Genomic DNA, 12,353 nt, shown 5'->3' with positions numbered 1-12,353 from the left:
GAATTGCAGCCAAACCACAAAAAATGGGAGGCCCCGAAATCCGGAGCCTCCCTCGTCAATCACCTCTTGAGAATTACCTGTATGTTGTAATCTTCCAAGAACGAAAGACCCTGAGTCTTTGCCTCAGAAGCTTGAATGACTATCAGACTGTCGTTCGAATCCACGAATGCACCTAGATGGTTTTTGACCGCCTCAGTAGACGCGAGCGAGTGGATCAGCCAGACCGATTGCTGAATCTGCATATGCGGATGGAATTGCTGAAGCTGGCTCTTCAGGTGAGCGTAATCTTGACCTTGCTTCTTCAGGTCGTAGCACACGAAGTAGGCTGGCATGTTGTTAGCTCCTTCATCACAAAATGTGATGTGTATCGAGTTAACCCCTTGACACTACTCGTTCGGCATACCTACGATGTTTGGCGTCTTCAATCATCGTGGAGCGGAAAGAGCAGCCTTTCGAGGCGGGTCGGAACCTCCGAAAGATTGGAACCCTCGTCTGGTTGGCCCCAGGCGGGGGTTTTTTTGCGTCAGTCGAAACCTACGAGCGCGTCATCACGATAGACCAGTGATGCGGGTCGGTCAACGCCATGAAGGACCGGAGTTCCACAAGATATTGTGTGAAACACCGAATTGATCCACAAGGCGTGAAACCAACTCATTGAAACCTGATTAGCAGTAAAGCTAATGAGGTTCCTTCCGTCAATAGAAACTCCTCACCACGTCGGGAAACCCCGGCCTTTGGGGTGTAGGGGGCCACGCCCCCTACGGCCAAGTCCTATAACAGCCGGTGCCGTCACCGTGGGCGGCTTCCTTCCGTCGGCAGCCCGCCGGGCATGTCGCGTCGCCTCCGGGCTTCTCCGGGGGTTCCTGCAGGGGCAGGGGAGGGGTAGGGATGCCACCCACGGCAGACCCTTGCTAAGCTCGCTCCGCGATCACGGGGGATCACACACATGCACGGACGCATTGCCGCCCTATTCTTGATGCTTGTCGTACCTGCAGCCGCCCAGGACGCGCCTGACGGTTACATCATCCGATGCGCCAAGGGAAAGCAGGTCAGCATCCAGAATGTCCCGTGTGAGCCGGGCTGGAAGCAGCAAGGCGAAACCGGCGTCTACTACGCGCCCCCAGACACTGAGCGCGCACGCAGACAGCTTGAGGCCACCCGACGAGAGATTGCCCGCAGGAACGCCGCAATGCGCCAATCGGGCCACAGCACGCCGTCCCGGCGATCGCCGGATTACCTCGACTGCCAGAACGCGAGGGCCTACGTTGACCGTGTACGGCTAGAAATCGGTTCCCAGCGTCTCACTCGCGCAAAGGCGTCGGAGCTGTGTCAGGTCGAGCAGGACGCATGCGGCTGGTGTCGCTAGCCGCACCGTGTAAACGCCAGTGCGCGTACATCCAGCGATCGACCATCGCCGGCGATGCCCATTCGCGCGATGGTGAGACCAATCGAGCGCCAGCTAAGCGCCAGCCCGACCAAGGGCCGTGTAATTCCGTGTGATTGAAGATCGTGCGCCAGTAGTGGGCGGCAGCGCATTTGTTCGGGCAAGGTGCGCCAGGCTTCCAGCAGGGCGGCCGATCCATTGACCGCGTATCCATGTCAGTGACTCGAAGTGAAGAGCAAGCCCCGTCTCGGCGGGGTTAAGAAGATGTTAAACCGAGTCCTGAGCAGCGGGCAAGCTTCACGCAGTTTCGCGCAAATCCTGCGCATCATTTCGCATAATGCATATTATGTAATGAAAGAAATCCCGCTCCGCTTGCCCCCGGTCATACGCAGCGCCCTTCGGTCGGCGGGACGATGCGCGGGCCGAATGATCCCACGAGCAGGTCGGCTGCCTGACGATCAGGCAGCCGAGCAACGCATAGATCCCAGATCAACGCGATTCGATACCGAAAGGCTGTCCGTCCAGGTTGTACTTGGCAAGATCGGAAACGACCAGTCGTTCGCCAGGTTCGAGGCCCGAAATCACTTCGATGTGCTGGCCTGCCTGCCTGCCGAACCTCACCTGCTTTGGTCTCGCGGTGGAGTCGCCCTTGGCGACGACATATACCTGCGCGGAGGTATTCGGTGAGACGCCTGCCGGTCGCCGGACGTACTTCACGTTCTCGAGCCGATCACCGATGATGCTGCAGTCGACACTGAGGTTCGGTCGCGCGCTGGTGCCCTTGGTGCTCGGGAGTTTGATCTCGATTTCGACGGTGTTGTTGGCCACGATCGGCACGATGCGGGTGACGCTGCCGTTGATCTTGCCGTCGCGCGTGTCGATGATGGCCGTGTTGCCGATATGCACGGATTGCGCCTGGCCCTGCGGAACGCGAATGAGCGCAATGAGGTCCGCATCGCTGCCCACCAGGGCGACTTCCTGTCCCGGAGACAGGCCCTGGCCGACTTCGACAGGCAGCTTCAACAGAACGCCGTCGAGGCCTGCCTTGACGGTCAGGCGATCGAGCTGGGATTGCGCGATGGCCAGGTTGCCCTGCATCTGCTTGACCTGATCCTGCTGGATATTCACCGACTCGCGATGCAGGAGATCCAACTGGGCCATGCTCTGGTTGGCCAGGGCGATGCGCTGGTTGAGCTGCTTCTCGTTCTGGACCGTCTGCTCGAAGGTCAGGCGCGAGACGATGCCGCTGGAGACCAGCTTCTCTTCGGCTTCGCGCTGCACGGTCGTCTTCTGCCGCTGCGAGACGAGCTCGGCGAGACTGGATTGCTCGCGAAGGCGTTCGCGCTGATTGTTGAGCATCAGCTTGCGCAGGTTCGCCTGGGACTCGCTGACGACCTGCTTGGCCGTTTCGACGCTCTGGGTCAGCTCGGGATCTTCGAGCAGCGCGATCACACTGCCCGCAGTGACCTTCGCACCGGGCTTGAGCACGATTTCCTTCACGGTGGCCCGGGAAGGCGAACTGAGCAACTGCTGCCTCGCCGACACGAGTTGCCCGAAGCCGTCGACCGTCACATCGAGGCTGCCTTTCTGCACGCTGTCGAGGACGAGCTCGCGCTCGCTGATGGCGACGGCGTTGCCAGATCGCATGACGACCAGCAACGCGACGATAAGCAGTGCAGCGAGTGCGATGCCGATCTTTGCCTTGGAGCGCCAGGCGGTGGCGGTCTGCGGCGATTTCTTCTGTACATCCATCGATTTCTTTCCTGAATCCTGGCTGCCCTGCCCTTGCCCGCGCGCTCGATGGAATCGGAAGCGCCTGCGTGTCCGGGCCGGGACGATGAGTCGATTTTAGTGGTATTGCGAGCTTGATCAGCTCGCGTTTTCCTTCGCTTCCATCCGCACGATTTTCTGCAGGCGGCCGGCGATCTCGTTCACGCCGACGATGGCGTGGTAGATACCCGGAAGACGCGTCGCCGCGTTGTTCTGCGACTTGATGTAGCCGAAGCAGGCGATCAATATGCCGGCCGTGACGCCAGGTGTCGATATGGTCACGAACGCTGCGTAAGCGAAGACGGCAATACCGATCAGTTCGAATGCGCAGAAACTGAAGGCCTCGTAGTCGGAAAGCTTGACCTTGATATGGGCGATTTTCCGGAAGTGATTGGTGATCCTGGCGTAGTCGCCGGACTCGATCTCTTCGACCTTGCGCTCTCGCTGGTTGTTGCGCTGCGTAAACAGCGACCTGACCGGCTTTCGCGTTGCCGCCCAGACCAGCTGGGTGATGATCAATGCACAGCCGGCCGCAATGCAGATGCGGATGTCGATGTAGGCCAGCATGATCATCGCGCCGACGACTTCGACGATCGATTTGACGATGACGAACAATCCGCTTTCGAAGAATCCCAATATCTCGTCGCACAGCGCGGTGCGTTCGGCCGTCTCCGAAAGGGAAGAGTTGGCGCGCTTCTGGTGGATCACGGTTTCAACCGACAATTCCGAGCGGATGGCCGCGTAGGTCCTGTCGTCGTAGCCCATCCTGAAGGTCGTGACGAACGCATAGATCAGCATGATGCCGATGTAGATGTGCAGGTGATAGTAGTCGCCTGCAATCAGCCCGTCGACCGTGTCGCCGATCAGTTTCGGCTGGGCGATGAACAGCATGTTCTCGATCACAACAAGCGTGAATGTGCCGAGAATCGGCCATTTGAAACGCTTGAATATGCCCCACAGGGAGTAATCGGTGATAGGCGCTTTTGCGAGTATGTTCACGGCTGAATCCTGATCCTGCTGCCAGCGACCGTCTCACGGAGATGCGACGGGCCGGAAATCCATGGCTGCGGCGCGCCGGGATCGCGCAGCCCCGATGGGGCGATGCGCATCCCGGCATGCCGGCAGCGGTCATGCATGGGTTTTTTCCCGCACGTTCTCCCAGTGCGTGATATCGCTCATCCCGCACAGCAGGCTGCGTTCACCCTGATAGCTGCGGCGTCCATGGGTCACCAGGATATTGTCGATCATGATGACATCACCCTGCTTCCATTCGAATTCGACGGTTTCCGCCTTGTAGGCATCCTGCAGGGTGCGGATCACCGCGTCCTCGATGATCCCGCCGTCGCCATAGAACGTCTGGTTTGGCAGCTCGTTCGGTTCGAACGAACAGCTGAGGATTTCCTGCGTTTCCTCATCGAGCGACAGCAGGTTGAAGAACGTGCAGTGGTTGAACCAGCACGGCTCTCCCGTGACGGGATGATAGGCGGTCGTGTGGCGCACCTGGTAAGTCTTCAGCACATCGTCCGGGAACCACTCGAAATGGATGTCGTTGTTTCGGCAGTACTCTTCCACCTTCGACTTTTCCGGCGTCTGGAACGCGGTCTGCCACGTGGTACCCATCACCTGCCAGAAGCAGCGGGAGTAGCGGTAATGCCGCTTTTCGAAGGTGGAGACGATATCTCCAGGGATCCGCTTGTAGATTTTCCTGGCGTCGGCAATCGGCGTATTGCCGCCGATCGGCGATGGCTTCTCGCAGTAGAAGAAGATGCGCCGCGGAAAGGATTTGTTGTACGACTGCTCCGAGTGCTGGACGATCTCCTTGTCCGGCGGATGGTCGGTCGACGTATAGATGTTCCTGTAGACCGCATGCCGCGGCGACGAGCGTTCGCTGTAGAAAAGCGCGTCCGAGGACGCATGCGAGATGAAATCGTTGAAGGCTTCCTTCGACGCGACGTCGAAGCCGCGGAACAGGATCGCGCCATACTGCGCCAGGAGCGCATCGAGCGCGTCCTTGTTCGCCGCGACCTCGAGCAGGCCGATCTGTTCGCCCTGTCTTGGCTGGATCACCAGCGGGAGCGGTCGATCGAGGTCGAAGACCGACATTTCACAGCGGTCGATACGCTGTCCTTCCTTAATATCCAGAACGTGCATTCCGGGATTCCTCTCTTTCATTCAGATATCGTGATTCGTATACAGCTTCGACATCGCCACGCAGACGCGCCGCGGCCCCTTGAAAGGCGACCGGCCATGCGTCAGCAGGAAATTGTCCACGAACAAGACATCTCCCTTTTCCCATTCGAAGCGGACTGCATGTTGATCGTAGATCGATCGGATGATGGCAACGACCGAGTCCTCGATCGGGCTGCCGTCGCCGTAGTACGCATTGCGCGGCATGCCCTCTTCCGTGAACTCCTCAGCCAGGAATTCTCTCACGTCGGCCGGCATGTTGGAGCTGTGGAACAAGTGCGCATGGTTGAACCATACGATGTCGTTCGTGACCGGATGGACGGCAATGGCCTGCCTCACCGCTCGCGTACGCAGGACGTCGCCGGGCAGCCATTCGAACTGCGTCTTGCTGGCCGCAAGATATTCCTCGACGACAGGCTTCGAATCGGTCTGGAAGGCTTCGCGCCAGTCCATGTCGACGCCAAGGCCGTAGTTCCTGACATACATCACTTTCTTGTCGATGAAGCGCTGCTTGATTTCATCGGGAATGGCGCGGATAACCTTGCGATCGTCGGCCAGAGGGGTATAACCGCCCTCCTCCGCGACGATCTCGCTGCAGAAGTAAAGGGTTGTCGGCCAGTGATGCGAGTAGGACATCTCGTGATGCATCGGGATGACCTCCTCCTTCGCGTACTCCGTCGACGAGTAGACCTTGTCGCCGAGGCGAATCCGCGGAGCGCCGCGCTCGATGTAGTCGAGCAGTTCGTCCGAGTGCGCAAGCGCGACCGCATTGAGCCGTTCGGCGGAATCGATGCCGAAACCCTTGAACAGCACAGCGCCATACCTGTGCAGGGCGCGGTCGACATCGGCGCGATTGCGGCTCACCCATTCATCGAGCGAGACAGCTGACGATCCGCGCCTGATGATGAAAGGCAGCACGGAGCTTTCATATTGAACGTCTTCAGGCATGCTGGCCGAGAACGCGGCCACGCTCTGCGGCTCCACGTCGTTTTCGAGGATCGATTCCATTGTCTGGTTCCATGTAGACGCCTGCCACCCGGCTCACGGCCGGATGGCAGGCAGATCGTGCAGGGCTGGCCCTGCCATTGCTTTCATGCGGTCATTCGTTGCGCAGAATGAATGCCGGAGGTCTTGAGAACAGGATGCGCAGCGGGAGGTAGCATGCAGCGAACGCGATCCCCAGGACGATCGCCAGGTTGACCACGAACACCCCGATGAGATCCATGCTGATGTACGGCATGACGGTCTCGCGCATGAATGCGTACACCCCGAACAGCAGCGCCAGTCCGATCAGGATTCCGATGGCGATCGGCATCAGGTTCTGCCCGAGGATCATCTTCAGGAGCTGGCGCCGCTTGGCGCCGATCGCGATGCGGGTGCCAAGCTCGAAGCGACGCTGCCTCACCGAGTTGTTGACGATGCCGTAGATGCCGAGCCCGGACAGCAGGATGATGAGCGCCGTCAGCGAGGCCGAGATCGCGATGGTGGCGATCTGCTTGAACAAGGCCAGACGGTAGGTGTTGATCAGCGGTTCGTACTCGTTGACGACATAGTTCGACGTCTTCTCCTTGATGCGCGAGGCGATCGTTTCACGGTCGATTTCGGTGCTGGTCTTGACAAGGAAGTAGCTCGCATCGGCTACGATCGGGGTATAGGCGCGTGGGATGCCTGCATCCTCGTTCGGGATCGTGATCTCGTTGACCACGCCGATGATCTCGTACGGTTCGCCGTCGCCAGTCGAGAGCCTGATCTTGAGCGGGTCTCCACCCAGTTCACGGGCGAACGCCTCGTCCACGACCATCACGCGCCGCTCGCCACGGACGTCTTCCTGGGAGATGCCCCTGCCCTTCACGATCCGCTGGTTGATCATGCGGAAGTATTCGTGATCGATCTTCTTGCGCTCGGGCGTGTAGGGCTTGCCGCTCGCGACATCGGTCAGCGCCATGCCGGAGAAGCTGGCGAGAGGCGAACCTGACTGACTGATCCCTTCGACGCCGGGAATGGCCAGCAGCGCGGCCTTGATGTCGGCCAGGGTCGCGATCTGTTGCTCGCTGGTCTGCTCAGCCTGGACCGACTCGTCGAGGAACAGGCGCGTCACGCCATCGACCTGGAAACCCATGTCGGTATCGATGATCTTCTTGGCGTTCAGGAACAGGGCCATGTTGCAGAAGATCAGGAACGAGGCGATCGTGATCTGCACGGCAATGAGCACCTGCTGCTTGCGCTTGGACAACTGCAGGCCACCGCCCTTGCTACCGCTCTGGATCATTCCGGCCAGCGCGTTGTAGTTGACCGCGCCGATGCTGAGCGCCGTGAACACCAGCGAAAGCAGGACGCACAGCGACACTGCGATCAGCATGGAGATGGCATTCAGCTGCAGCTCTTCGACGCGGGGCAGGACCGTGGCCATGTGCGTCTGCAGGATCGAGAAGCCGACGACGGCGATCGCGAGGGCGATGCCGGTCGCGAAGACCATGAGCAGGCCGATCTCGGCGAGCTTGCCGAAGAACAGCTGTCGCTTGCGAGCGCCGACCGAAGCCTGGATGGCCATCGATTTCTGCTGCTCGGCCGCACGCGACATCATCAGGCAGGCGATGTTGACGCAACTGATCAGGGTCAGACCGAGCACGCCGATCAGCAGCATGACCGCCATCTTGGTGCTGTCGCCCGTGATGTGGTCCTTGAACTTGGCCATCTTGGCGCGCACGGTCCAGCCGGTGAAGAACTCCTTGCCCGCCACTTCCTGGCGCCAGCGCGTGTCGATCAAGGTCGTCAGGAGCTGCGCGGCCTGCGCATCGGTATTCGTGGGCTTGAGGCGACCCAGCCACAGGATCGAGTCGCTGATGTTGCTCCAGCTCTGGCGACGCTCGTCGTCGGTCGGGTTGAAATCCCAGGGAATCCAGATATCGGTGCTGTGACCCGCTTCCAGGAGCTGCGGCTCATGGAAGGATTTCGCGGTCACGCCGACGACGCGGTAGGCGCGCCCCGCGATCTCGATCTTGCGCTTGAGGATCTCCGGATCGGAATTGAACTCTTCCTGCCAGGCGCGGTAGCTGATCACCACATTCGGATTGTGGGTCTCCGGCTTTTCGCGATCGTCGAAGGCACGCCCCATGGCCATGGTGGCGTCGAGAAGCGTAAAGAGGCCGGGCGTGGCGTAGGTGCTGTTCAGCGCAGGCTGGCTGGCTTCCGAGGTCAGCACATCCTGCGAGTAGTAGACGGTCGCGGTCTGGCTGAAGACGGTCTGCTTCTCGTCGAGGTAGCGCACGCCAGGATAGGTGTAGGCCTCGCCCTTGACTTCGCCCTGCTTGTCGGAAAATTCGTTGGTGACGACATACAGTTCGTCGGGACGCTGATACGGCAGGGGTTGGACGATCAGCAGGTAGCACAGGGTCGCGATGCACAGCAGCGCCCCCAGGCTGATGCCCAGGCTCGCGATGATCGACCCCGACAGCAGCGGCTTCCGGACGACGTTCCGGAATGCGTATTTGAGGAAGAAGATCAGCTTGCTCATGCCACGCATTCCATTTCGGCCGGCTTGCTGATCGCGCCATCCTGCAGCTTCAGCCTGACCTTGGCGACTTCGGCGAAGTGCGGATCATGGGTCACCATGCAGATCGTCGCGCCCTTCGCATTGAGGTCCTGCAGCAGTTGCATGACCGCCTCGCCGCTCTTGGAATCGAGGTTGCCGGTCGGTTCGTCGACGAGCAGGATGCTCGGCTGGTGCACGATGCCGCGGGCGATCGCGACTCGCTGCTGCTGTCCACCGGAAAGCTGGTTCGGGAAATGGTCCTTGCGATGCTGCATGTCGACGGTCTCGAGGCTGGCATTGACCAGCGCAGCGATTTCCTGCTCGGTGCGGCTCTTGCTGCTGTAGCGCAGCGGCAGCGCCACGTTGTCGAACACGGTCAGTTCGTCGATGAGGTTGAACGACTGGAAGACGAAGCCGATCTTCTCGTTCCGGATCGTCGCGCTCTGGTCGAAGCTCAGCGAGGAGACATCGGTACCGTCGATGAAGTACTGGCCCGAGGTCGGCTGGTCGAGCAGGCCCAGGATCGACAGCAGCGTGGACTTGCCGCAACCCGAGGGACCGGAGATCGATACGAAGTCGCCCTTGGCGATCTCGAGGTTGAGATTGGTGAGCGCGTGGGTCTCGACGAACTTGGTGTCGTAGACCTTGGAGACCTGCACCAGGCGGATGGGATGGTTTTGCATGTTCAGACCTTTCGTTCCGTGAGTTAGATGTTGTCGATCGTCCTGCTGGCGCCGATCAGGAGGATGGTGGCGAGGAGCAGAGCCATGGGGCCGATGGAAGCGAGGGAATCGGCGCTGCTGCCGATGCGCTCCAGCACGACGCCCAGGTTCTGGGGAAGCGCGAATTTCTCGGGCATGATCGCGACGGTCAGTGCCGCCGATACCGCTGCCGATGCGCCCAGCACGAGCGTGCGGCGCCTGCGGCGTCGCACTGCCGCCTTCATGACGCCCTGGACGAAGCCTTCGCCGGGCAGGTGTTTTTCGTATCTGAGGACGCGATCGAACGAGGGCAGACCGTCGTCGTCGGCTTCAGTCGGGGTGCGGGAATCATTCATGCGTTCGGATTCTCCATGTTCAGGAGCTTGGCGAGTTTCCGCTTGGCGCGGTTGACGTGCGATTTGATCGTTCCCAGCGGTGCACCCGTGGCATCGGCGATTTCGGAATGGCTCATCCCGGCCGAATAGGACAACGTGACCATCAGGCGTTCGTTGAGGCTGAGATGCTTCATCATCTGTTCGACCATGATGTCCGAGACGACGCTGGGCGCGGTGGACGCCGTATCAGGGAAGTCCTCGTCGGAGACGAATGCGATTGCGTCGCTGGATTGCACATGCCGCAGGAACATCCGGTAGGCCACCGTGTGCAGCCAGGTCGACAGCGTGGCCTCGCCGCGGAACGTGGACAGGCTGGTGAACAGCCTGACGAACACTTCCTGCGCGATGTCGTCTGCAAGCGCATGATCGCCCGCCGTCAGCCGCCGGAGGAATTGGCGGATCGACGACTGGTGGCGCCTGACCAGCGCTTCGAATGCGGACTGGTCGCCAGCGAGGAATCCTGCAATCAGTTCGCTGTCGCTCTTCGACATCAACATCTAATGGGTTCGCTCAAACTCGATGATCGGGGCGGTTCCGGGCTTGCCTGGCATGCGCGATCCATGCTGGATGGCATCGATGCCAGGCCTCTGGCGGGGCGGGAAACCTCCGGGTCGTGCGCATGCGCTCCGCCCTGCCCCACCCTGCCGGTTCACTCGGACGGACGGTCGGCCTGGTCCAGCTTCCACACGACCATGAAACCCAGGCCCATGAAGAACGGGAAGGTGGCGACGGTGGCGAACTCGGTGACCGCGCCGCTGATGATGCCGGCGAAGGCCGCGGCGACGCCGATGGACATGATGATGATCCCGCGCTTCAGGTCGGTCTTGGCCGAAGGGCGGTTGGTGTTCATCTGCGCAACCAGTTCGGCGGTCAGCGGCGTGCCGCGTTCGAGCGCGGCGCGCAGGGTCTTCTGGACTTCGCGCTGGTTGCGGGAGTTGAGCACGGAAAAGGTCACGAACATCGCGGCGATGCAGATGACGCCGATGATGGGGATGAAGATACCGTCCATAAGCAGTTGTCTCTCGTTGGGCGACCGGATCGGTCAGGTACATGTTGGAGACAGCGGGAGGGCCTTTTGGATGCACCCGCTGCAGATTTTTTTTCGCCGCCCCGATCCGGCCCGGATGGGCCGGATCAGTCTCAGTCCTGGGTCGCCAGCGCGTCCTCGACCTGTCCCTGCCGTACCCTGCCCGCCAGCCAGCGGGCCACGGCCTGCACGTGAGGCGGCTTCATGACGGTGAAATGGTCGCAGGGCAGCTCCAGCACCGAACGCAGCGTCGCCAGCCCGGCCCAGCCCTGTCTCGCCATGCGCGTGGTGTCCTCCCCGGCGATCAGCAATCCGACATCGCCGCCGTACGCCCTCGCCCGGTGTGCGCGCAGCGCGACCAGGTTCGAACGGTAGATGCGGAAGCGGTCGCGGAGCGTTTCCCAGCGCAGTGTCGGCTCGATCATGCCCGCCTGAACGGCGAGCTCCCTGGCTTCCACGAGGGCGGCATCGATGCCGCGGGACGCGAGGATGCCATCGAGTCCGGCCCACATCCCCGGTCTCGAAGGGCCGAGTTCCCTGAGCATGACCCCCAGGGCGGACAGCGACACGTCGGGCCTGTGCGCATCTTCGACGAGCAGTTCGGAATCGATCAGGCTGACCGTGGCAACGGTCGCGCCCTTCTCCTCCAGTTGCCTGGCCATTTCGAAGGCGATGACCCCGCCGAATGAATAACCGCCGAGATGATAGGGGCTGCCGTCATGCGCAGCTTCCAGTTGCGCGACATAGCGCGCAGCGAGCTCCGGAACCGTCGCTTCGTGCGGCTCGTTCATCTGGAGACCGAAGACATCCCAGGCAGCATCCAGACCCTCCGCAAGGGGCGAGTAGCACAGGATGTCGCCTCCGATGGGATGGATCAGGTAGAGCCTGGTCTTCTCGTCGGCGCGATCACCGGCCGTGGTGCGGACACCATTGCCGAGCCTGACCAGTGCTTCCGTCGCCGCATCCCTGTCCGCCAGCGATGGATCGATCCTGGCGATGAGTTCGCGGATGGTGGGATGCTTGAACAGATCGACCATCGACAGCCGGCAGCCGAACTGCCTGTTGATCGCATTCACCACCTGCAGCGCCAGCAGCGACTTGCCGCCCAGCGCGAAGAAGTTGTCGTCCAGACCCACGCGGCTCGCCTTCAGCAGGCGCATCCACAGCGCCGCCACCCACTGCGCCTGCGGCGACAAGACCTCTTCCGCCGAAGACGCCGACGATTGCCCCACCCCACGATGCCGCCATTCGTCCAGATAACGCGCACGCAGCGCCTTCCGGTCGATCTTGCCGTTCGCGCTCAGCGGCATCGCCTCCACCGCGATCCACTCCTGCGGCAGCATGAAACCCGGCAGGC

11 protein-coding genes are annotated in these 12,353 nt (G+C 61.1%); all 11 read right to left on the bottom strand.

The genetic code is table 11. The features are described from left to right. Positions 1–59: 59 nt before the first annotated feature. Positions 60–332, bottom strand: a complete 273-nt coding sequence (locus ACFQ0E_RS15745) for a hypothetical protein (RefSeq protein WP_386825439.1) — start codon at positions 330–332, stop codon at positions 60–62. Positions 333–1,873: 1,541 nt separating this feature from the next. After that, positions 1,874–3,136 (bottom strand): efflux RND transporter periplasmic adaptor subunit, encoded by a 1,263-nt coding sequence (locus ACFQ0E_RS15740; protein WP_386825437.1) that lies wholly within the window; start codon positions 3,134–3,136, stop codon positions 1,874–1,876. 117 nt (positions 3,137–3,253) lie between these two features. Next, positions 3,254–4,153, bottom strand: coding sequence for an ABC transporter six-transmembrane domain-containing protein (locus tag ACFQ0E_RS15735; protein ID WP_386825435.1), 900 nt, complete (start codon positions 4,151–4,153; stop codon positions 3,254–3,256). A gap of 129 nt (positions 4,154–4,282) precedes the next feature. Then, positions 4,283–5,305 carry a TauD/TfdA family dioxygenase gene (locus tag ACFQ0E_RS15730; protein WP_386825433.1) on the bottom strand — a complete coding sequence of 341 codons (1,023 nt, stop codon included), beginning with the start codon at positions 5,303–5,305 and terminating at the stop codon, positions 4,283–4,285. Between the two features lie 21 nt (positions 5,306–5,326). Continuing rightward, positions 5,327–6,349, bottom strand: a complete 1,023-nt coding sequence (locus tag ACFQ0E_RS15725) for a TauD/TfdA family dioxygenase (protein WP_386825431.1) — start codon at positions 6,347–6,349, stop codon at positions 5,327–5,329. Between the two features lie 91 nt (positions 6,350–6,440). After that, positions 6,441–8,855, bottom strand: a complete 2,415-nt coding sequence (locus ACFQ0E_RS15720) for an ABC transporter permease (protein ID WP_386825429.1) — start codon at positions 8,853–8,855, stop codon at positions 6,441–6,443. After that, on the bottom strand, positions 8,852–9,556 hold the full coding sequence (locus tag ACFQ0E_RS15715; RefSeq protein WP_386825427.1) for an ABC transporter ATP-binding protein: 705 nt from the start codon (positions 9,554–9,556) through the stop codon (positions 8,852–8,854). The genes ACFQ0E_RS15720 and ACFQ0E_RS15715 overlap by 4 nt, the downstream gene beginning before the upstream one ends. A 23-nt stretch (positions 9,557–9,579) precedes the next feature. Further along, the gene (locus tag ACFQ0E_RS15710; protein WP_386825425.1) at positions 9,580–9,930 is read right to left on the bottom strand and encodes a hypothetical protein; all 351 of its coding nucleotides are present in this window, start codon (positions 9,928–9,930) and stop codon (positions 9,580–9,582) included. Next, complete coding sequence (locus tag ACFQ0E_RS15705) at positions 9,927–10,460, bottom strand: RNA polymerase sigma factor (RefSeq protein ID WP_386825423.1); 534 nt, start codon at positions 10,458–10,460, stop codon at positions 9,927–9,929. The genes ACFQ0E_RS15710 and ACFQ0E_RS15705 overlap by 4 nt, the downstream gene beginning before the upstream one ends. Before the next feature lie 158 nt (positions 10,461–10,618). Continuing rightward, entirely contained in the window at positions 10,619–10,978 is a 360-nt protein-coding gene (locus tag ACFQ0E_RS15700) for a DUF6249 domain-containing protein (protein WP_386825421.1), read from the bottom strand. Between the two features lie 131 nt (positions 10,979–11,109). Beyond that, on the bottom strand, positions 11,110–12,353 hold a 1,244-nt coding region (locus ACFQ0E_RS15695), incomplete at its 5' end, for an alpha/beta fold hydrolase (protein WP_386825419.1).

It is taken from the genome of Lysobacter brunescens, from assembly GCF_042677005.1.
Classification (GTDB): domain Bacteria; phylum Pseudomonadota; class Gammaproteobacteria; order Xanthomonadales; family Xanthomonadaceae; genus Lysobacter_I; species Lysobacter_I brunescens.
The sequence above is the reverse complement of the archived record's forward strand: the minus strand, read 5'-3'. Positions and strand labels throughout refer to the sequence as shown.

What these genes read in the sequence shown, in the direction of transcription:
- ACFQ0E_RS15720 (WP_386825429.1), bottom strand. Translation starts at nt 8,855, where the DNA reads ATGAGCAAGCTGATCTTCTTCCTCAAATACGCATTCCGGAACGTCGTC.
- ACFQ0E_RS15745 (WP_386825439.1), bottom strand. Translation starts at nt 332, where the DNA reads ATGCCAGCCTACTTCGTGTGCTACGACCTGAAGAAGCAAGGTCAAGAT.
- ACFQ0E_RS15715 (WP_386825427.1), bottom strand. Translation starts at nt 9,556, where the DNA reads ATGCAAAACCATCCCATCCGCCTGGTGCAGGTCTCCAAGGTCTACGAC.
- ACFQ0E_RS15705 (WP_386825423.1), bottom strand. Translation starts at nt 10,460, where the DNA reads ATGTCGAAGAGCGACAGCGAACTGATTGCAGGATTCCTCGCTGGCGAC.
- ACFQ0E_RS15725 (WP_386825431.1), bottom strand. Translation starts at nt 6,349, where the DNA reads ATGGAATCGATCCTCGAAAACGACGTGGAGCCGCAGAGCGTGGCCGCG.
- ACFQ0E_RS15710 (WP_386825425.1), bottom strand. Translation starts at nt 9,930, where the DNA reads ATGAATGATTCCCGCACCCCGACTGAAGCCGACGACGACGGTCTGCCC.
- ACFQ0E_RS15740 (WP_386825437.1), bottom strand. Translation starts at nt 3,136, where the DNA reads ATGGATGTACAGAAGAAATCGCCGCAGACCGCCACCGCCTGGCGCTCC.
- ACFQ0E_RS15730 (WP_386825433.1), bottom strand. Translation starts at nt 5,305, where the DNA reads ATGCACGTTCTGGATATTAAGGAAGGACAGCGTATCGACCGCTGTGAA.
- ACFQ0E_RS15700 (WP_386825421.1), bottom strand. Translation starts at nt 10,978, where the DNA reads ATGGACGGTATCTTCATCCCCATCATCGGCGTCATCTGCATCGCCGCG.